The organism is Pseudobutyrivibrio sp. MD2005 (genome assembly GCF_000621865.1).
Taxonomy (GTDB): domain Bacteria; phylum Bacillota; class Clostridia; order Lachnospirales; family Lachnospiraceae; genus Pseudobutyrivibrio.
This window is the reverse complement of record NZ_KK211361.1, coordinates 1-20,404: the sequence shown is the minus strand read 5'-3', so window position 1 is coordinate 20,404 and position 20,404 is coordinate 1. Positions and strand designations below refer to the sequence as shown.

Sequence of the window (20,404 nt, the reverse complement as noted above, 5' to 3'; positions counted from 1 at the left end):
CGTGTTATAGAAAAAATAGAATAAGGCATAAAGGAAGGTTCAACACTTATGAGCACAATTGATAGTTTAAATGAGCAATACGTCGGAAAGCTTAATAGCATTGGCACTCTCAGAACATACTTGGGAAAAGTTGAGAGTGAGCAAAATAGTGTTGGGCTTACTGAAAAAGAGAAGGCTTCAGATTCTTTAGGACTTCTCAAGAACCTAAAAAAGGAGATAGACTGTGAGAACTACGGGCTTTTAGAAGATACATTAGTGGTTGGAGAACAGCTGGAAGAATGCTGGATTGCCATTAGCAAGTATACAAGTGCTTTGAAAAGTGGCTCCATACAGAACGAGATTGCAAAATTGGAAGCTGCGCAGAAAGTGTTCAGCAGCACTAAGGATTCCTTTGATGCAAAGTACCATTATACTGTTGAATCGCCTGAATCGCTTAATAAAATTCTTCCACAAGCGGTGCGTGATGCAATATCAATCGAAGATAAGAGTATAGAGGAAATAAAGGGTGAGGCTAGAGAGATATTAAACAAAGAATATACCATAGACCTTAAGTTATCGGACCCTATACATACTAACGAAGAACTACCAAAGGAAATGTTGGTTGCAAGAATACCAGGACAGGAAGTATCTCAGCAATTACTAAGAGATCTTGGCGTTAGAAGCAATTATAAAAATGTAATAACTGATTTGAGAAAAAATGGAAATGTTGTAATCAATACAAGCTTTGAGCATGTAGATGATAAGGAGATTGATGGATTTGTTGTTGCATACATCCTCAGATTTATTGAGACGTTTCCACTTGGAAGTGTTCACGTACATATTTTTGATCAGAACACAAACTATTTATACAAAAGATTGAATAACTGCTTCCAATCAGAGGATTTTGGTGAGCTATCAAAAGGAATTATTCAGCTTCATTCGTCTATCAGTGAACTTGCCAACTTTAGAGATGTAATATGTGATGACATATTTAAAAAGACATCTGTTGATAAGCCGGATTTATATTCGATTTATGAGAGTGATAGATCAGATACATTTAACCTGATTATCATCAGGGATGGCTTGGTAGATGGAAGTGGCTATGCGCAGGCGGAAACTCTGGATGCCATCAATTCTCTTACTCAATCAAATGATACAGGTCATACATGCGGTTTGAGATTCCTGGTAGTTGATAATAGCAGCTCATTTGAGAAGAGCCTTATGCCTGCAAATAAGCATTTAATTGAGCAGATACAAAAGAACTGTGAGTTAAGACTGGACTATCAAAATAATAGATTTGCAATAAATGGTAGAGAGGCAGAAGTTCTTCGCATAAACGAAGAGCTTGATATGTTTATCCAAAAACGCACAAAGGCTATTACAGATCTGCTTACAGGTTTGGAGAAAAGCTATATTTCGCTTGAGGAAGTATCTGCAGAATCAGTTGATGAGAATGTTGGAAACATCATGTATATTCCTGTCGGAAAGTCAGCTGGGAAAACAGTAGAACTTCCATTCAGTTGTAAGGATGAAGATGGAACTGTAGCAGGACAATGTGTAGGCTACATGGCTATTGGACAGAGTGGTTCTGGTAAATCATCATTCTTCCATAGCGTTGTTTTGAACGGCTGTATGAAGTACTCTCCAAAGGATCTGCAATTTTGGCTTTTGGATTTCAAAAATGGTGGAGCTTCATCTAAATACAGTAAGAGTGGAATACCGCATATCAGGATAATAGCTGAGAATAATAAAATTGATGATGCTTTGTGCTTATTCCAAATGGTTTTGGAAGAGATGGATCGTAGAAGCAAAGCGTTTAATAAGCAGTTTACAAATGACATTGTAGAATACAATCGCAAAGCTAAGGAAGAAGGTTTGGAGTATTTTCCTCGTATTATTATTGCGATTGATGAGATTCAGGAAATATTTAGAGATGATAATGCTGCAGTAATAAAAGATCAGATTTCATCTATAGCTTCAAGAATGCGTTCTATGGGAATGCATTTTATAATGGTAGCACAGAATCTGTGCGAAGGAAAAGCGTATATGTTGAAGGAAGCCTTTCTTCCTAGTGCAACGGGAAGAATATGCTTTAGAGTTGCCCAGGATATTCCAAGAGATTCTGGATTTGAAGATGATTTCTTTGATAGAAGACAGGAAATCACAGAACTAAAAACTGGAGAAGCATACGTTAGTTATGGAAAAGATACTATAAAGAAGGTCAAGATGGCTTTTGCATCCTCAGAGGAAATGAGTGATAAGTATTTTGCGGATATTTGCAAGAATTATCCTGAATACGCAAATCTGAGACCTTTGGTAATCGGCGCCAAGAAGCGACTTTCTATCAATGCGTCAAGACAGGGAATTACAGGTAATTATTTTGATGTCGTAAATGATATCGAAAATGTAAAGAGCGGATACAATGCTGTTATTGGAGAAGATGTATATCGTATGAGCCCTCTAAGAATACAGTTTTCACAAGATGAGAACTCATCGGTATTGTTTCTGGGAAGTGATAAACGTATAGCTTCTTCATTGTGTGCATCTACAGCATTATCATTGGCAAGACAAAAGGTTAAAGTTCACATGTTTAATGGTGACAGGACTAAGATTCAGGAAGACGGTGAATCTGTACAACATCCATTTATGTATGTCTGCCAGAATTTGGAAACGAGAAGCGGTTTAGTAGAAAATCACAGACTGGATGAATTAAAGGTTGTCTTGAAGGATTTATATACTGAGTATCTTAAGAGACAGGAAATGGTACAGAAGGCTGATGCTGTAGATCCGATATTTGAACCAATATTCCTGTTGATAAATGATTTGTTTGGCATTGAGAGCTTTGTAAGCAATGACATTATTGAAAATGATCCAGAAGAAGTGAGTCAGGAGCCGGTAAAGAAACGAGGCTTTAGCTTTGATTACAATATTTTTGGATCAAAAGAGTCAAAGAATGATGTAGAGGTGGGTGACTTCCGGGAAAGCATACAAACGCTAATGTCTGCTCTTTTGAAAAATGGATACAGATATAATATGCATCTTATACTTGCAATCAAAGGTGATCCTTCTGCATGGCGAGGTATGAGGATGGCATCTGAGATTAACAATGTAGTTATGTTTAACGATACTGAGTATGCAGATCAGGTTGATAATTCCTACTATCTTAAAGAGATGTTAAAGAACATTTCTAATGATGGTAAAGATGAAACAATGGCAGTTTGGACCAGACGCAGACAGTTTAGCAAGATAAGACCTATTATTTACAAGCTGAATCGGTCTGATGAGGAAGACGCACTTAAAAAGCTTATTAAAGGAGTCCGCTAATGAAGAAGTTGTATCAAAATATTGAAGATATACATATTAAGGGTGGAGTCGGTGAGTTGTCAGAGGTTGTTCGTACAATTGACATTTCGCTGCAGAATATTGCTGATAAGACGGAAGAATTGACTGGTTATTTAGCGAAATATAGTTCTTCAAATAAGGGTGCACAGTATGAAAAGGTTGTAAAGACGTCTTTACAGCTTAGAGATGATATGTTTGATGCTTCGGTAGCGTTGAATGAAATGCAGAATCAGATAGTTGCATATCAGAATAAGATTTATCGCTATGAGGATATGTCAGAAAGTGCACCTACACCTAATCCTTATTTGGTTACGAAAAGACAGGTCAGTGTTGATACATCTGCAGTGCAGTTTAATAGGTCAGATATGATAGATCTGGCAGCAACATTGAGAAATTACAGCGAGATGGTATTTCATCATATAAAGACTATAAATCAAAAGAAAAATGCAATAGCAAGTGTTTGGCTGGATACACAGTATGATGACTTTGCAGCGTTTATTGATGACGTTACTAACAGTGTAGTAGAAGCTATAAAGGTATATGAAGAGTACGTTATAGTTTTGGAAGATAAGATTAAGGAGCTTGGGTAAAAGATGGAGATTAAGTTTGATGCGGCAGCAGCTGAAAAACTCATTCAACAGATGGACAAGTACTGTTCTGGAATGCAGAAAGAAACCAGAGCGTTACTTGATGTGTTAAAAAATCCGGGAGATTGGAAGGATAATCAGATGCAAGCATTTCAAGCGAATATGACAGAACTTGCAAAAGATCTTCAGCAGGCACTTACATTGGAAGGCGATTATCTTAGAACTTATGACCAGAGAGTTAGGGAACTTAGGGGGTGAGTAGTATGAGCACAGGATTTGATATGTGTGTGGATTATGACACTCTTTGTGAAGTCCAAGAAAAACTTAAAAAGATTCAGTATGATTTATCGAACTCTACTGAACAGATGGTTAAGGCTATTAACTCAAGTCAAGATTTCCTGGCTGGTAATCAGTTTGAGAAAGCTAAAAATACAACAGCAGCGTGTTTGCAGATTTCAAGTAGGACGGGCAATAATATACAACATGCTATGGAATATTTAGAGAAGCTGAAAAATACAATGGATGAATATGGAAGATGTTCCTATGATGGAGAGGCCTAATGAAACAATATGATTTAACTCCGCTCAAGGATAATGATATTGAATATGGGAAAACTATTGAAGCTGCAGAGAAGAATTATAAATGCGCTTGGGATGATAAGGTGCATGATTCGTTTCTAAGATATGTGAAGCAGGTGCAAGATTACGCTCGTAGAGTTCATGTTGTCAGATGTAAGGCTGAGACATTGGAAAAAGAACTGGATGGTTTAAGAATTAATGAGATGATAACTGCTTCGGATAGATTATGCAGGGAGGCTGATTCGATATGATAAGAAATGCAAAAGTCAGTCTTGCTGCTGTTAAGACTTTTGAACAAGGTGTGTCAGCAGCTAAAGACTATTCTCCAAAATTTGAAAGAGGGATTTCCTGTCTGGATGCACTTTCTCAGTTTATTACAGAGCAGATTGCTGCGGTTCGTGAAAGTTGTAACCGTTTAAAGCAATCTCAGGATAAACTTCAGGTCAAGATAAAGGAATTGGAAACTGTCATAGCTAAGCTCAATGAGAGAATCAATGAGCTTGAGAGTAAATTGTCATCACTTGAAAGCGAACTTAGTGGTCTTCCAACAACGATATCCATCACCAATGAAGAGGGAGAAAGCAACGATATACCTAATCCTGCATACGTGGCTCTGCAAGCGGAAATCGTTGCCGTTGAAGCAGAAATCGCAGGAGTTGAGGCAGAAAAAGCACCATATCAGGAAAGACTTAATAGAGCTAATGCTGTAGATGCTCAAATTGAGACACAGATTGATAAACTTAACAGTGTAATATATGCGTTAAACGAAAAGAAGAACAGTTGCCATAAGCTAAGAGAAGAATTATCAGAAGTAAAATCATCTAACTCTAAGAATGGCATGAATGCCATTGAAAAGCTGAAAAGGATTGAAGAAATTGTAGCTGCGTATTTAAGAATAAAAATGGAATATGATAATGCAGCTGTAGTAAATCAACCGGCATCAGGCACTGGCGCTGTGGTTAATATCAATATTACTATTAACAAAAATATTTCAGAAGGTGACCGGGACAATGCGATAAAGACGATTACTGCGGAAGAGATAGCAAAGCATAATATAAAATTTGATTCTCATAACAGGATTTGTTCATACGACAATAAGTCATTTGGTGGAAAATATAATCCTTATGATGTGAGACTAGAAAGAACATCATCTGATGTTAATCCTATTTTGGGGAGTTATGTTGGAGAAAGAGGAGAGTCGAAGTATATTCCGGCTGGAAGGTCTGTTGAGGGAATAAAGATTATTGAGATTCTGAAAGAGTATAATCTGGATGGTATTGAATATCGAAATGCTGAACCTGACTTTGAGGTTTGTTCAGAAGCTGTAGTAAAGATAAGCGGTATGACAAGCAATCGCGAAAATTATTCTGATAAAAATAATATTCCTAAGTTGGGTAATTTTAAGCAAGCTGATATCGAGTGCGCCAAGAAGTGGAATGCAGAAAAACGCGATAATAGGACTGATTGGACAGGCAGAGAAGTGGAAGAATATAGAAAGAAACATGGTCTTACATGGCATGAGAAGTGTGATACAGAAACCATGGTTCTTGTTCGCTCAGAGATAAATGGTTATTTTAAGCATAGCGGCGGATGTTCTGAGTGCAGAGTAAGAGATGAAGAGAATGTCGGAGGTGATTTTGATGAATAAAGTAAAAGCTAATATTTGGGGAAGAGAATTTGAACTGAATGTCAGCTTTGATAACTTCCCAGATGAAGAAGTGACCGAAAATCAGGAGCTTACGTTGGATGCTATTCCTTCTGTGGATTATTCAGAGTCTTTGCCAGAACTTAAGCAATACATAATGAAGTATAACGGTAGTGAGATTGAAGGGGCAGTTATTGATAACATATTCAAATATGTGATGCCTAAAAGCTTTGTAATCACACGTGAGAAAGATAATAGAGTTTTTGCGGTTTTCTGTAATTACAAATTTGATATGGAGCATGGTCTGGCAGTTGTTTACGAAAACGAAAAGTTTAAAACTGTGGGAGCTCAGGACATAATACTGTAATATCCCAATTTATAGATTGGAGTTAATCATATGGATTATAGTTTTGGTGAATATCTTGAAAAGGGTACGCAGAAAATCTTGGAGATTGTTTCATCTACAAGTGTTAGTGATGAAGAAAAGACTTCTATTATAGAGGCTTTCTCTGCAGAGTTATCTAATAATATCGGTAATATTGGTAATCTTAAAGATTCCGAATTGCTGGTTTATGAAGTTTCTTTAAAGCATATAGATGCGAAAATTTCTGAGGTACTTGCAAATGTAAGTGCATCCTATGACGATTATGAGCGTGCAATTTCTCTGTGTGCAAGACAAAAAGAACTTATCGATAAGTTTCATAACAAGGGATGGAATCTCTCCGAGATTGCTAATACAAATATCGAAAGTTGCATGGATGAATTACACAAGAGGCAGGATTCAGCTTCTTTAGTAGATAGAATTATTGATGAGGATCACCAAATTACCAAACTGATTAAACAGGCGCAGGAGGAGTTAAGTGTAAAATTATGTGAATTAGCATACTTAGAGATAGATTCATTAGAAAAGGATCTTGAATTAGCTAAATCAAAGAAAGTAAAAGTAAAAAAGACTGAAAACAAGGATCTTAAAAAAGTAAGGAAAAAATTAGAAGATATCAAAGCTAATGCAGAGAAAAAGGAATTATTGCACCGCAATCTCTTTGAAATAGATGGAAAGCTCTACAACACGATTTCTAATAATGTAGCGTCTCAAGAGCAGTGGTTAATGGTTCTTGATATTTGTAGAAGAATAGAAGAGTTATTGAATGAATGCCGGCGGAATAATTGGTCATTGCCAACCCTAAGATGTGGATCACCTGACGATATAGCTGCGAAGTATTCTCATTATATTGAGATGAAAAAAATAGATGAAGCACTTGCAACAGAGCGTGATTCTCTTTCAACAAACAAGCAGTATAAGAATTTTTATGCGAATTGTACTAAGCAGAAGGAAAACTTCGATGTTTGTAAAAAAAATGGTTGGGGGATGCCGCTGTTTACTATTCAAGACCCAGAAGAATTACTGAATGCAGTTCATGTAGAAAAGCGTAAAAAAGATAATGCAAAGAAATGGAAAAATCGTTTTATCATAGCAGGAATAGCGGCATTTTGTATTTTGATCATTTCAGTTTTCGGAGTTTTGAAATATAGGGAAAGTAAGGTGCAAATACCATTTGATTCCACTTATATTGCTGGAGAGGACTTGAAGGATATTAAGAATGAACTTCAAAATGCTGGATTTACGAATATAACGGAAAGGCAGGATAGTTGCGGATGGTTGGAAAGTGGAAAAGTTATTAGTGTATCCATCGATAATTCTGACAGTTATAGGAAAGGTAAATATGTAGAACCAGAGGTTAGTGTTGTCATAACTATTAGTAGCCAAGGAAGAAAGTATGTTACTAATATTCTTGAGGACTGGAAAAATACAGATTATGAGACAGTGCTGCAATTACTTGAAGAGGAAGGCTTTACAAATATCACTTTTGAAGAAGTAGCTACATCAAAAAAAGAAAAGGCTGATTTAGTTGCTAAAATATCCTTGAATAATGAGGTTTATACTAATGAACACTGCTATTTACCTACAAATGCACCAATAAACATTACATACTATGCATTTAAGATTGGAATTGGTAATGAAAGTACTCAGTTCATCGGGCAGGATTGTGAGGTGGTGGTAGATTCTTTAAAAGAAAGTGGATTCACTAATGTTCGAACTGAAAAAATCACTACAGGATGGGCAAAAGGCAAGAGTGTCGTTGGGGTTACGGTTAATAATGTAGATACTTATAGCAGCAATGAAATATTTGATCCGAATGTGAAAATAGTAGTTAAATACAGTAGCGATGATAGAAAAGATATTACAGCAATAGTTGAGGACTTGCAGACACAGAAATATGATAAGCTTCAGAGTGCATTGAAGGAAAAAGGATTTAATAATATTACGACTTCTGGAGTGGCAACAATAGATAAATCCCAAAATCTTCTTGTGTCAAAGATGACAATAAATAACGATGAGTTTGTTGCTGGGGATTGCTTTGTTCAAACAGGAGCCTCAATAAAAATAAAGTACTACTTTCTTACTATAAAAATTGAAAATTCTGCTTCAGATATTGAAGGCAGCCAGTATGCAGATACAGTGTCATCACTTAAGGCTCAAGGCTTCACTAATATCAAATTGCTTAGAGCTAACAATTTGCTCAATGGATGGATAACAGAAGAAGGTTCCATCAAGAGTATTAGAATAAATGGAAATGAAGATTTTGATGCAAAAGACGTGTTTCGATATGATGCTGAAATCGTAATAGTGGTAAATACATTCAAAGATGAAGGATGCAAAGATATAACAGAGATTGATAATTAAGTTTTTGTGAGGGCTTCTTATGAGTGAATATTATTGTCCAAATTGCGGGGCAGATTTGGAAAATCAACCTGGATTTGCCCCCGATGCAGGGGGTTGGACTTGCTCTGAATGCGGTCAGTTTTTGACTAATCCAGAAGACGTGAATTCTGACGCACAATTTGATGGTGTCGGCTGGTTTTGTGACGGATGCGGGGCATTTTTGAATAAGCAGGATGGATTTAATGATTTATATGGCAAATGGACATGTATTGAATGTGGGTATGAGAATCAAATATCTGAAAATGATATTTATGAGTCTGAGGATGACTATCAGTCTATCAAGTCTGATTCATTTACTTACGACGATGACGAAGAGTACAATCATCATCAGAAAGAAATGGCTAGACGAATAGCAGAGGCTGGAGTCAGCGTAAATGAGGAACGCTTAAGAAGAGAAGAGGAACAACGAAAAATGCATAGACAAAGAATTTGGCGTACACTAACGGGGAAAAAACAAAATGTAGGAATCTCTTCAAATCGGTGTTGCAAGATGAGATGTGATGAAGTTATAGATTACCTTAGGAAACAAGAGTTTTATAACTTTAATACAAGAGCTGTTGAGGATTTAGTTTCATCAACAAGTGTTAAAGAAGGAATGGTTAAGAGCATCTCATTTAATGGAACAGATATGTTTGATGAAGAGACAAAGTTTCCGTATAACGCTCAAATAGATATTGTGTATCATACTCTAAAAAGAATTAAGCCACCAATCACTTCTAAGAGCGCAAAGCGAAGAGATATTGACGATGTAATGTGGGAATTCACTTCTGCAGGTTTTGAGAATGTTGAAAAGCTGGCAATACCAGATTTGAAAAAAGGATGGATTGTTAAAGAGGATTCAGTAGAAGCAATAACCATTAATGGAAGAACAGATTTTAAGAAATCAGATAAAATCTGTGTTAATGCAAATGTGGTTATCAGTTATCACGTGTTTAAAAGCAAATGATTTAGAGAGGCTGTATGACTGAAATACAGTTGATTCAGTATTATGGCAGCAAGATTTTGACAATTAAACGCTAACGCACTATAGTCAATATAGAGGCGACGATAATGGTAAGTTATTATATTGTAAATGAATTTTCCAATTTAACTGGTAAAGATTCTGGTAATATCTGTAGAATGCTTATTAATGGTACTTTGTCAGGTGAAAAGGTAGGAAGATGCTGCCATTTTATAAGAATGTAGCGAAAGAGGAAATTATTCTATGGAAAGCATATCTTACCGATGAAGCAAAAAAAAGATAGACGCACAGATTTTGTAATATGTCATGAAGAGAAAAGAGCAGAGGCGATACGAAAAACTCTGTAAAGAATTAGGTATATAGTAACGATAGAGGGACAAAAGATATGAAATTTTTAGGTAATCTTATTTGGATAATATGTGGAGGTCTAATCAGTGCAATTGGCTGGTGGTTAGCAGGAGTATTGTGGTGTATCACAATCATTGGAATACCTGTTGGTTTGCAGTGCTTTAAGCTTTCATCGATTTCATTGAATCCGTTTGGAAAAGATGTGGTAAATGAGGGTGGAGCAGTATCGTGTTTACTAAATATTATTTGGTTTTTCGTATCTGGACTGGAGCTGGCCATTGGAAATGCGATAATAGGGATATTACTTTGCATTACAATTATTGGCTTCCCATTTGGAAAGCAGTTTTTTAAAATAGCGAAGCTTGCTATAGCACCATTTGGAGCAAGAGTTGTTAAGGTAGATTAGTATTGGAAAATAAGTTAGAACGAGAAGGGATTGTAATGAACACTGTCCTATAAATACCCCTCCTGTGATATACTTACATTAGATTGAGTATATTCTCAGGGGGTATTTTTATGTCTAAGGGGTCTAATCAAAAACTAAAACTGAGTATCCTATGCAAAATCATGCAGGAGAAAACCGATGATGAGCATAGCCTGACACTGGCGCAGATAATAAAGGAATTGCAGGCATACGATATCACTGCAGAGCGAAAGAGCCTGTATGATGATTTCAAATGCATGGAAGATAACCTTGGCATCGAGGTGATAAAGGAACAGATAGGCAGAGAGACTTTCTATCATGTGGGCAGCCGGGCGTTTGAACTTGCTGAAGTGAAGCTACTGATTGATGCGATTCAGTCTTCAAAATTTATTTCCAAGAGCAAATCAGATGAGCTGATTAAAAAGATGAATACCTTTGTAAGCGAGCATCAGGCGAAGCAGCTGAAAAGGCAGGTATATGTCAATGACAGAATTAAGACCATGAATGAGAGTATCTATTATTCTGTGGATGCGATTCATACTGCAATTTCAAGTAACAAGCAGATAGAGTTTCTGTATTGTTCATGGACTTTGGATAAGAAATTGGAACCAAGGAAGAATGGGCAGAAGTATAAGGTGAGTCCATGGGCATTGACTTGGGCAGATGAGAACTATTATTTGGTAGCATACGATTCTGCCGCCGGCAAGGTAAAGCATTATCGTGTGGACAAGATGATGAAGCTTTCTATATCAGAGGATAGACGCGAAGGCGAGGAGCATTTCAAGAATTTTGATATGACGACTTATGCGCTAGAGAACTTTTCCATGTTTGGCGGGGAAATCAGACGTGTTCATATTGAATTTCCTAATGAGAAGGTGGGGATTTTCATCGATAGATTTGGTAAGGACATCACGATTAGAAAGGCGGGAGAGGACAGAAGCATGATAGCCGTGGATGTGGCGGTGAGCATGCAGTTCTTTGGGTGGATATTCAGCCTAGGGAATGATGTGAAGGTCACGGGGCCAGCGGATGTGGTGGACAAGGTCAAGGAGAGCGCGAGGGGATTTTTAGAGAGTTATGAGTAGATTAGATTCAGAATACCAGGATAATCGCTTCATGATTAATCCAAATGGAAGCATATTGGGCAATATGCTATTCATTACAGAAGAGTATATTTCTAGAAAACTGGTTGGTGGATTTGAGCTTACTAAAATGACCGAGCAGCTGATGAGCGAAGGTAGAATAGATGACGAGCTGTTATATCCATTTGAAGATGTAACTTGGGAAACTGTATTTGGAAATTTAAAATGCCTAGAATTCTATAACGTGGACTCACAACCAGATTCAGCACAAGGAGTGGGCTCATATATTAATTTCTTAAACTACATCCATGATATAGATACTAATAATTTAATACATGAAGGCATGCCGGATACGTCTCAGGTATGTGGATTGATGATAGCGAATGTATGGGTTGAGGTTAAACAAGGTATATTAGCTGCCCTTGAAGATAAGGACTTCGATAGGTCTAAATTGGTAGATGAATCTCTGCGAATATTGGTAGATTCATTTGTGAAAGCTGTCGATGATTTCACCAAGGGGGATAATCTTGTTGATGCAGAAGGTAATCATTTATTCATGAATATATTAAGTGGAATGAAAACTACTTTTAATGAAATGGAATATGATGAGAACACCCTGGTCAAAACAACATATGCTTCCATTGTAAAAGGTGCTGAAGTTTTAATATGCAATCCAGAATATCTACCATTTGGAGAAAGACTAGCTTCTGCATTACGGTATTTTATGGCGGGAAGCAGTATTCTTGTTGGTGATAAGATTATGTCATCAATTGCAGATGATTTGGAAGAATTGAGAGCAAAGTACGGTGATGAAATCGTAACGATGTTGCCGGCGCTTGTCAGCACAACAATATGCTGTGCGTGCCTGGTTTCTTTGGATCATAATCCTCTGTTGCAGGAGCTAATAGAAAGATTTAATGAAATTCCAACCCTTACATATGAGATTAGACAACTAAAGGAATCGGCTGAAAGATTTGAGAAAGTTGCAGCTGAACTAGGAAAGTATGATTACGAAAAATTAAAAACCGAAATAGATGGCTATAGTGCTATGACAGAAGAACTGTCAGCTATTGATTCGCCGGAAGCACTTAATGACTACCTAATGAAGTATTATGAAAAGACAGGCAAGCCTTTACCTTGGGGAAACAAAACAGTTGAAGAACATTGGAGTGATCCAAACAGTAGATTGGTTTTTGAATAGGGGGACAAAAAATGCCATTACCAATAATAATGTTGATGGGGGCTGCAGCAGCTGGTACAGCAGGCGCTGCAAATGGAGTGAAAGGTGCCCAAAAGATGTATGCATCCAATAAAGATAAGAAGATGATTGAGGCACAGCATGCTGTTAATACTCAGTTTTATGAGAAGACATTTGAGGTGACCACTAAGGCTATGGACGAGCTAGGTGAGTTTGAAATGATGATTATGTCTGAATTTAAGGATTTTGCAGATGTAATTGAGAAGATAGAAAACCGTCCTAAATTCGGTGAAATTAATGATAAAGATTTTAAGCTTCCAGAATACACTAAAGAAGATATTCAAAATGCAGCTGTAGGCGCAATTGCTTTAGTAAGTGGAATTGGTGGAGCTGCCTTAGGGACATTTGGTGGGTTTGCAGCAGCTGGAGCAACGACAGCTGCAGTGATGGCAGTTGGAACAGCATCAACAGGAACTGCAATAGCGTCTTTGTCTGGAGTTGCAGCTACAAACGCTACTTTAGCTGCGCTAGGAGGTGGCACAATTGCTGCTGGCGGTGGTGGAATAGCGCTTGGTTCAACTGTGCTTGGAGCAGCTACGCTGGGTATCGGTTTGATGATTGGTGGTGTTGTTTTCAATATATCCGGAAATACGTTAAAGCAGAAGATGGAAGAAGCAAAGGAGAATGTTGAAAAAGAGACTACAGAGGTAGATGAAGTTTGTCTATATTTACAAGAACTGTATAGAGCAGCAGAAAACTATAAGAATGCTTTGGCTGTAGTTAAAACAATTTATGATAAGCATTTTGCCAGATTGCAATACACTGTTGAAGTAGAGGGGACAGTCGATTACAGGCGGTTTACTGATACCGATAAGTTGGCTTATAAAAATACTGTTTTATTGGTAGGAATTCTTTATGACATGCTAAAGGTTAAGCTGGTTGAAAAGAAGGATGAAAATTATAATCAGGTGAATGCTAATTGCTTAAACGAAAAGCTTGAAGCAGCTCATGATTTCCTGAAATCTGATAAGCTTATCAAGAAAGATATGCTAGGTGTTTTGGAGCGTAATGTGAGTGATGGACTTATTAATGAAAGGCTTCCAGAGAAGGAAGTAGCTGTTGTAGAAGATAGTGAGCTTACTAAGAACGTAAAAGAACTTTCAGGCAAGGTGGTTAAGAGCGTATCAGAGACAGCTAGCAAAGTATCCAAAATTATAAAGCCGGGAATATGTCCTGAGTGCGGAGCAAAGCTTAATAAGGGGGCGAAGTTCTGTAATCAGTGTGGTAGTGTGATTTCTGAAGAATAAAGATGGCACGATTTTAATCAAGTAAATATGTGATGTAAAAGGCAGCATTTAAACAGTTATGTTTGGAGGCTATGTCAAGGGATTTTTGCAAAAAAATGCAGAGATTTTATAATAAAAAATAAGCTGAAAAACCATGACTTTACTGGCTTTCAGCTTAAGTTGACCACATTGGTCTGCCCCCCCCATTACATACCACATACATTTATTCTGTGACCACTAATAATATGTAGTATTTTGGCACCAAATGAGTTGCGCACAATCCAATCCTACATGCTATTAGCATTTAGCCATCGATAATATGTAGTTTTCAACCCCAGTCCATGCAAGGATTCTGCCACACCATGTATTTTCTACATATTTTTTCTATTAGCCCAAAGAATATATGTAGTTCACTACCTTAAGCACTTATAAATATCAAAAAAACTACATACTATTGCAGCAAACATCTGCAATAGTATGTAGTCTGTATTTTCCTACAAGTGAAAACTCTTTATTTCACCACATTATAAACTTCATTGGCAATTATCTTGTATCCCTCTGTCTTAAACAAATACAGGGGGCACCAATGTAGTGAGAAAATTATAATTAGATTACATTGTTGAATATTAATCAATATTGATACCCTATTGAATAGGGTGTATATTAAGGTTAACAGGAGGGCTTAGAAAGGCAAGGATTGCACTAGACAATAATAAAGGAAAAAGCGGTGGAGCTAGAGTTTGCTACGTTGATTTTGTGTTTGCGGAAACGGTATATTTGATTACAGTATATCCTAAGAATGAAAAAGATAATTTATCAAAAGATGAACGCAATGAAATCAAAAAGCTTATAGAAGCTCTAAAGAAAAGTCTTGGAGTTGATTGAGATGGGTAAAAGTAGTGTGTATGAAAGCATTATGGTTGGCTTAAATAAAGCATTAGAAGATGCGCAAAGTGAGAAGCCTGTACTCAAAAGAAATAAAGTTACTATTGAACCAGTAAAGGTATTTGAGGCTGATGAAGTCAAAAAAATACGAACTTCGACAGGAATGTCACAGAAGATATTTGCTAGCTACATGGGGGTATCAGATAAGACGGTTGAAGCGTGGGAAGCTGGTACAAATCATCCTTCGGGTGCTGCAAGTAGACTTTTGAGCATGATGGAAATAGATAAGGATCTTATAATTAAGTTTCCATTTGTTAATAATGCTATAGCAAAATAAGAAACATTCACACATTGGTGCCTGCCCCCATTACTTTTTGCTAGGTGTTTTGGAGCGTAATGTGAGTGATGGACTTATTAATGAAAGGCTTCCAGAGAAGGAAGTAGCTGTTGTAGAAGATAGTGAGCTTACTAAGAACGTAAAAGAACTTTCAGGCAAGGTGGGCAAGAGCGTATCAGAGACAGCTAGCAAAGTATCCTCAGAGACAGCTAGCAAAGTATCCAAAATGATAAAGCCCGGAATATGTCCTGAGTGCGGAGCAAAGCTTAATAAGGGGGCGAAGTTCTGTAATCAGTGTGGTAGTGTGATTTCTGAGGGATAAGCTTGGGTTAATCCTGAAGACGAGAAAATAAGCTGTAAATCATTGTATTATCTAATCGTTTAATGGTGGCTGCTATTTTATGATAATATGTTCAAATTATTTGACTGCACGTTGTGTGCAGTCTTATTTTTTTGTTATAAATGTGATTCACAATAAAAACAATTATGCTGAGTATAATAATACTCAACATTATGTAGATTTAAGTTGATGACAACAAGTATATAGAGTGGGAAGAAAAAAATAGTTGGATGGGGTATTTATATGAAAAGGAGAATGTTTCTTATTTCAGTAGCTATAACTATTATATTTTCAGGATGTGGTACGGTTAATGATTACATTGAAAGTAAATTAGTAGAGAAATCTGGCCTGAACCAGGATGAAAACTATGTTAATTATGTCAATAAGGAAGAGAATGGAACCGTAGATTCTGAAGGTTACTATAAAGAAATGGAAGAAAATGAACCAGCAGGAAAAATACATGTGACATTTTCGACAAATAATAATCTTAGAGTAAATTATTATGAGGATCAGGAATGCTCTGTTTCTATTGATACAAATAACTGTTACTTGGAGCCTGGAGATACAATTTATGCGGTGCCAAAATCTTCGAATAATATTTCTAGCTCTGAATACTATTTCGATCATTTTATCATTTACGATTACGATCATATTGGGAATTGCACTTTAGCAGACAATTTGAAGGTTGAACTTTTACAGGATAAATATGCAATTATGATTCCAGAGGATTTTAATGGTGATGAAATATCTATAAATCCAGTTGGAAATTTTAATAAAAGACAAATATCAGTATCAGATTATTATTTAGATGAAAATAATAATCATATTTCTGTAGGAGGACAGTGGTATGTAAATGGGAAAACTGTTGATAATTCTAAAGTAGCGGAAATCAATCCAACAGAATCTTATATTATCAGCTATAAGTATAATCCTGACGAGTATTTTTTCGTTGCTTCTGATCCAGAGTGCTATTATTTCAATGGTATAGATGGAGAAGTTATTTTCAAGCAACGTGAAGCAACTGATGTAACAGTACCTTTTAATGTAGAGCTAAAAAAATGTTTCTCTTTAAAAATAGCATCTGACGAGAAGAGAGATGTGAGAATAAATAATAATGCAAAAATAGTCGTAAAGGCAGGTCATGATCTAGAATTATCGTCTTTAAAGTATGGAGATTTAATAAGCATTTATACAGATAAAGAATGGGATTTGAAGTCAGATATCGCTGATACAGGAATGTTAGAATTGGAGGATAGTTCTGAATTAACTGATGGTGATTATAAGTACGAGTATAAATTGCGTGTTATTGATAAAAATGCCAGCTTCTATTTTGATCCAGCAGAATATCAAGATGAACATGGAAAAATAGTTTATACAGTATCAGGACGTGAAGTAACAAAACCAATTGAATTATATAAAGGTCAAAAGATTTCATATAAAGCTGATAAGAATAGTGTAGAAGAGGGCTATTGGCTTCCAGATTCAAATGAATTAATTACAGTTTCAGATGAAGCTTCGACTATGTCAGAGTTAAATAGTATTGGTTTCGTGAAGAAAGAAACTGTTACAGTTCTTTTAAACCAACCAGAAGCGGGTGGAAGTATTATATACAAAGATAGTGAAGGCAATAGATTAAATGATGATGCTGTTGATTTATATATAGGTGAAACTATATATATGAAGATGGTACCATGGAACGGATGGACTTTAGATGGTGAAACAGAAGTTACCTACCAAGTTACTAAAAATGACAATAAAGCGGCAACATATTGTGGAAAATCAGTAAGTAAAATATTTAAGGAGCAGGATAATCATAAGCCTAGCTTGACTGTAATTCTGGAAAATGAAGATTGGCAAAATATTGGAATATCAATCAAAACTGCTGATGATTATGAGTTTAATTATGATAAAGAAAAAGAATATTCTAAGGTAGGAATAGATATTGTTAGTAAAGATAAATACCTGATTGAAGAGAAAAAAATAGGAACGCAAGACCCAATAACTGTAGACTTTAAGAACTATTCAATTGAATCAGGTAAAGCGATAAAAGTTAATGTCACAAAAAAAATAAAGGGGCAAAAAAAAGAGACGATAGAAAACTTTTACATTAATGATATTTCTGATTCAATAGATAAAATATCGTTTTACGATAATGATATTGCCAACGATACAAGAGTATTTGAATCTATACAGATTTCTATAGGTATTGTAGATATAGATAAATATGAATGTCCTAAAAAAGTGGATAATGCATCGATTGTTGCCAAAGATGAGTATGGTAAAAAAATGACAGTTGGAGATTTAATTGAGCCAGAAACAAAGATAACATACACAATTATCCCGGTTGATGGATATTATATCGAGGATGCAAATGATAAGGATAATACACAATATAAAGATACAGTAAAGTACTCTAAATATAAAAAGGAAATATCAGATATATTGAAAAAACACGGAGCAAAAAAATACTGCAATATTACCTTGGATTCATCTGATAATTTTGCAAAGTACACATATAAATATGACGGACAAACAGTTTCAGGAAATGTAGCATTAAAAACTGGGAAAAAGCTTTCATTAGAGTACGAAATAACAGATAAGAAACATACTTTAGCTGAAGCATCTGGGGGCGTTTTTGGTATTGGTGCCTCAGATAAAAAGACATCTTCAAAAATTGAAATAACTATGGATTATGACGGTAAGAAAATAACAAAGAAAGATTTTGGGATTAAACTGAAAGGAGAGTAGATATGCAAAAGAAAAAAATAAAACTACCAAAAATTCCAAAGTCAGGAAAATACATTATTCCATTTATTATTATTTCTTGTATTTTTGTGTATGTAATACTTTTAAGGCTTAACGCTGATACAATGGCAACAACCCTTGGAGGGCAAACTGGTGATAAAGTTGGCAAATTAGTTGGTTCGTTTGATGCATTAACTGATTATCAGGAGGCATATGCTGAAGGAAAAGAGAAAGGGTTAAGTGCAAATGATATCACTGTAGATATTGCTTCTGAAATCAAAGAAGTTGGTGATTTAGATGTAATGGTTGCTACCGTAAAACTAAAAGATGTTAATAAAATTGGCGAAGGATATGCTGCGTTGTACTTGCTCAGAGGTGAAGTGGTTTTTTCTGTTGATTTAAACAAGGTTAAAGTTGATGAAAATGAAAGTACTATAACAATTAAAATACCAAAACCTAACATGGATTTTAGTATTAATCCAAGTGAGACTGAAAAAATAGCAGAATGGCAAAAAAAGTTCTTTAATGGAACGACTGAGGCTGGATATATAGATCATATTAATTCAATGAAATCTATGTATGAAAAATCACCAGAAGAAATAGTTAATTATTCTTCATTGGTCTCAAGCGCCGAAGAAGCCGCTAAAAATCAAGTAGGTCAATTGGCTACTTCTCTTATAACAAATAAAGATAAAGAGGTTGTCGTAGATTTTTTGGAGGAATAAATTATGTTTGATAATTCCAATGACGCAGTCGCTAAAGAACGGTTGTTTATAAAAAAATTCAAAATGCCCAAAAAGGCTCTAAATAAAGATAAAAAGGCAGTTTTATGTATATCAGTTTCGATTATTATGGTTGCAGTTATAATATATTTATTTAATGGAATTGTTAGTGCAGGTGTTTCTACATTTGCTAGTAGTTATGAAGATAATTTTAAAACTGCTAGGGATGTAACATATGATTTGAAATATAATTCATATGTTGATTCGGCAGAAAAGAAATATCATGTTAGCAATAATGTGGCTATATATATTGGCGAGTTAAAAGAAGAGCAAAAGCTTGAAGTGTTAAAGGTGAATGATATCGAATATGTTATAGATGAGGAGTATGGAGATGCTGAAACAATAGCATGGTTAGAGGTACCTGCAGAAGGCACATTTACAGTTGATTTACGAGCAGGAGAATATATTATTGACAATGAGAGAGCCCATGTAATAGTGAGGCTCCCTGAACCAGTGCTCGGCAGAGTAAGTATTGATTATAGTAATGTAGAAATTCTTTTGTTTAAAGATGATTCCTTATTGAAAAATGGTTCATATTCAGAAGGAGAATCATTAGCTAGAACGCAACTGAAAGAAGGGGAGGAGCTTATTCGGAAAGAATTTTTATCAAATGAATCTTTCTTAAAAAGTGCTGAAAAATCAGCAACATCGACGATAGAAAGTCTTGTAAAACAGTTAAATCCAGATGTTGACGGACTAGTGGTGGATGTTGAGTATTATTAAAAAACAGAATAAGATTTATGTGGGACACTTTCTCAAATGGAAGGTGTCCTTTTTTACTTTATAGGAAATTTCTCCTTCGGAGAAATCTTGAACTAAAAAGGCCCGCGCGGAGGCGGGCATGAAAACAAGAAGTATTACTTAGAAGATATAAAAACCTTCTGCACCTACTTCATCTTCTGAATCAAAATCATCATCTTCAAGGAAATAGTGCATATCTAATAAATCATCATCGCTCATAGCTTTGATGTCAGATGCCGTCATTCCTTCAGGTGGATTTTGGATATATTTAGTTCTTATTTCATCTACAGGATTGTTGTTACTAATAAGAATCACCTCCAAGCTTTTTAATGATTTTAACACTTGGAGAAAGATATAGG

The 20,404-nt window shown here is 35.8% G+C and carries 21 protein-coding genes; 20 read left to right on the top strand and 1 reads right to left on the bottom strand.

Features of this window, described 5'->3' with window-relative positions; all coding sequences use genetic code 11:
- Positions 1-48: 48 nt before the first annotated feature.
- The 20 genes from T498_RS0114035 (at position 49) to T498_RS0113940 (ending at position 20,027) form a co-directional block, all read left to right on the top strand.
- Entirely contained in the window at positions 49-3,303 is a 3,255-nt protein-coding gene (locus tag T498_RS0114035) for an FtsK/SpoIIIE domain-containing protein (RefSeq protein ID WP_028236469.1), read from the top strand.
- On the top strand, positions 3,303-3,911 hold the full coding sequence (locus T498_RS0114030; RefSeq protein ID WP_028236468.1) for a hypothetical protein: 609 nt from the start codon (positions 3,303-3,305) through the stop codon (positions 3,909-3,911). The genes T498_RS0114035 and T498_RS0114030 overlap by 1 nt, the downstream gene beginning before the upstream one ends.
- Positions 3,912-3,914: 3 nt before the next feature.
- Positions 3,915-4,166: a hypothetical protein gene (locus tag T498_RS0114025; protein WP_028236467.1), complete on the top strand. Its 252-nt coding sequence runs from the start codon at positions 3,915-3,917 to the stop codon at positions 4,164-4,166.
- 5 nt (positions 4,167-4,171) lie between these two features.
- Positions 4,172-4,468 (top strand): hypothetical protein, encoded by a 297-nt coding sequence (locus tag T498_RS0114020; protein ID WP_028236466.1) that lies wholly within the window; start codon positions 4,172-4,174, stop codon positions 4,466-4,468.
- Positions 4,468-4,737, top strand: a complete 270-nt coding sequence (locus T498_RS0114015) for a hypothetical protein (RefSeq protein WP_028236465.1) — start codon at positions 4,468-4,470, stop codon at positions 4,735-4,737. Before T498_RS0114020 ends, T498_RS0114015 begins: the two co-directional genes overlap by 1 nt.
- Positions 4,734-6,134, top strand: a complete 1,401-nt coding sequence (locus tag T498_RS0114010) for an HNH endonuclease (RefSeq protein WP_028236464.1) — start codon at positions 4,734-4,736, stop codon at positions 6,132-6,134. Before T498_RS0114015 ends, T498_RS0114010 begins: the two co-directional genes overlap by 4 nt.
- Positions 6,127-6,498 (top strand): DUF6985 domain-containing protein, encoded by a 372-nt coding sequence (locus tag T498_RS0114005; protein ID WP_028236463.1) that lies wholly within the window; start codon positions 6,127-6,129, stop codon positions 6,496-6,498. Before T498_RS0114010 ends, T498_RS0114005 begins: the two co-directional genes overlap by 8 nt.
- A gap of 30 nt (positions 6,499-6,528) precedes the next feature.
- Complete coding sequence (locus T498_RS0114000; RefSeq protein ID WP_028236462.1) at positions 6,529-8,877, top strand: hypothetical protein; 2,349 nt, start codon at positions 6,529-6,531, stop codon at positions 8,875-8,877.
- A 19-nt stretch (positions 8,878-8,896) separates the two neighbouring features.
- A complete protein-coding gene (locus T498_RS16980) occupies positions 8,897-9,862 on the top strand; it encodes a hypothetical protein (RefSeq protein ID WP_036978685.1) in 966 nt (321 codons plus the stop codon).
- A gap of 104 nt (positions 9,863-9,966) precedes the next feature.
- Positions 9,967-10,101 carry a hypothetical protein gene (locus T498_RS17135; RefSeq protein ID WP_256380498.1) on the top strand — a complete coding sequence of 45 codons (135 nt, stop codon included), beginning with the start codon at positions 9,967-9,969 and terminating at the stop codon, positions 10,099-10,101.
- Between the two features lie 161 nt (positions 10,102-10,262).
- A complete protein-coding gene (locus tag T498_RS0113985; RefSeq protein ID WP_028236461.1) occupies positions 10,263-10,631 on the top strand; it encodes a YccF domain-containing protein in 369 nt (122 codons plus the stop codon).
- 110 nt (positions 10,632-10,741) lie between these two features.
- Positions 10,742-11,734 carry a helix-turn-helix transcriptional regulator gene (locus T498_RS0113980; protein ID WP_028236460.1) on the top strand — a complete coding sequence of 331 codons (993 nt, stop codon included), beginning with the start codon at positions 10,742-10,744 and terminating at the stop codon, positions 11,732-11,734.
- Positions 11,727-12,932 (top strand): hypothetical protein, encoded by a 1,206-nt coding sequence (locus T498_RS0113975; RefSeq protein ID WP_028236459.1) that lies wholly within the window; start codon positions 11,727-11,729, stop codon positions 12,930-12,932. The genes T498_RS0113980 and T498_RS0113975 overlap by 8 nt, the downstream gene beginning before the upstream one ends.
- Before the next feature lie 11 nt (positions 12,933-12,943).
- A complete protein-coding gene (locus tag T498_RS15960; protein WP_051524860.1) occupies positions 12,944-14,236 on the top strand; it encodes a zinc ribbon domain-containing protein in 1,293 nt (430 codons plus the stop codon).
- A 630-nt stretch (positions 14,237-14,866) separates the two neighbouring features.
- Positions 14,867-15,100 (top strand): type II toxin-antitoxin system RelE/ParE family toxin, encoded by a 234-nt coding sequence (locus T498_RS17255; RefSeq protein WP_081779778.1) that lies wholly within the window; start codon positions 14,867-14,869, stop codon positions 15,098-15,100.
- Between the two features lies 1 nt (position 15,101).
- Positions 15,102-15,437 (top strand): helix-turn-helix domain-containing protein, encoded by a 336-nt coding sequence (locus T498_RS0113960; RefSeq protein ID WP_028236458.1) that lies wholly within the window; start codon positions 15,102-15,104, stop codon positions 15,435-15,437.
- Between the two features lie 61 nt (positions 15,438-15,498).
- Positions 15,499-15,759, top strand: a complete 261-nt coding sequence (locus T498_RS0113955; protein WP_028236457.1) for a zinc ribbon domain-containing protein — start codon at positions 15,499-15,501, stop codon at positions 15,757-15,759.
- A gap of 261 nt (positions 15,760-16,020) precedes the next feature.
- Positions 16,021-18,525 (top strand): hypothetical protein, encoded by a 2,505-nt coding sequence (locus T498_RS0113950; protein ID WP_155951087.1) that lies wholly within the window; start codon positions 16,021-16,023, stop codon positions 18,523-18,525.
- Between the two features lie 2 nt (positions 18,526-18,527).
- A complete protein-coding gene (locus T498_RS0113945) occupies positions 18,528-19,247 on the top strand; it encodes a DUF4230 domain-containing protein (RefSeq protein ID WP_028236455.1) in 720 nt (239 codons plus the stop codon).
- A gap of 3 nt (positions 19,248-19,250) precedes the next feature.
- A complete protein-coding gene (locus T498_RS0113940) occupies positions 19,251-20,027 on the top strand; it encodes a DUF4230 domain-containing protein (protein ID WP_028236454.1) in 777 nt (258 codons plus the stop codon).
- A 138-nt stretch (positions 20,028-20,165) separates the two neighbouring features.
- On the opposite strand, the gene T498_RS0113935 is transcribed toward T498_RS0113940, so the two are convergent.
- The gene (locus T498_RS0113935) at positions 20,166-20,399 is read right to left on the bottom strand and encodes a hypothetical protein (protein ID WP_442960127.1); all 234 of its coding nucleotides are present in this window, start codon (positions 20,397-20,399) and stop codon (positions 20,166-20,168) included.
- Between the last annotated feature and the right edge of the window lie 5 nt (positions 20,400-20,404).

Coding starts and splice junctions, on each gene's coding strand:
- T498_RS0114035 (WP_028236469.1), top strand. CDS start 49: ATGAGCACAATTGATAGTTTAAATGAGCAATACGTCGGAAAGCTTAAT.
- T498_RS0114030 (WP_028236468.1), top strand. CDS start 3,303: ATGAAGAAGTTGTATCAAAATATTGAAGATATACATATTAAGGGTGGA.
- T498_RS0114025 (WP_028236467.1), top strand. CDS start 3,915: ATGGAGATTAAGTTTGATGCGGCAGCAGCTGAAAAACTCATTCAACAG.
- T498_RS0114020 (WP_028236466.1), top strand. CDS start 4,172: ATGAGCACAGGATTTGATATGTGTGTGGATTATGACACTCTTTGTGAA.
- T498_RS0114015 (WP_028236465.1), top strand. CDS start 4,468: ATGAAACAATATGATTTAACTCCGCTCAAGGATAATGATATTGAATAT.
- T498_RS0114010 (WP_028236464.1), top strand. CDS start 4,734: ATGATAAGAAATGCAAAAGTCAGTCTTGCTGCTGTTAAGACTTTTGAA.
- T498_RS0114005 (WP_028236463.1), top strand. CDS start 6,127: ATGAATAAAGTAAAAGCTAATATTTGGGGAAGAGAATTTGAACTGAAT.
- T498_RS0114000 (WP_028236462.1), top strand. CDS start 6,529: ATGGATTATAGTTTTGGTGAATATCTTGAAAAGGGTACGCAGAAAATC.
- T498_RS16980 (WP_036978685.1), top strand. CDS start 8,897: ATGAGTGAATATTATTGTCCAAATTGCGGGGCAGATTTGGAAAATCAA.
- T498_RS17135 (WP_256380498.1), top strand. CDS start 9,967: ATGGTAAGTTATTATATTGTAAATGAATTTTCCAATTTAACTGGTAAA.
- T498_RS0113985 (WP_028236461.1), top strand. CDS start 10,263: ATGAAATTTTTAGGTAATCTTATTTGGATAATATGTGGAGGTCTAATC.
- T498_RS0113980 (WP_028236460.1), top strand. CDS start 10,742: ATGTCTAAGGGGTCTAATCAAAAACTAAAACTGAGTATCCTATGCAAA.
- T498_RS0113975 (WP_028236459.1), top strand. CDS start 11,727: ATGAGTAGATTAGATTCAGAATACCAGGATAATCGCTTCATGATTAAT.
- T498_RS15960 (WP_051524860.1), top strand. CDS start 12,944: ATGCCATTACCAATAATAATGTTGATGGGGGCTGCAGCAGCTGGTACA.
- T498_RS0113960 (WP_028236458.1), top strand. CDS start 15,102: ATGGGTAAAAGTAGTGTGTATGAAAGCATTATGGTTGGCTTAAATAAA.
- T498_RS0113950 (WP_155951087.1), top strand. CDS start 16,021: ATGAAAAGGAGAATGTTTCTTATTTCAGTAGCTATAACTATTATATTT.
- T498_RS0113945 (WP_028236455.1), top strand. CDS start 18,528: ATGCAAAAGAAAAAAATAAAACTACCAAAAATTCCAAAGTCAGGAAAA.
- T498_RS0113940 (WP_028236454.1), top strand. CDS start 19,251: ATGTTTGATAATTCCAATGACGCAGTCGCTAAAGAACGGTTGTTTATA.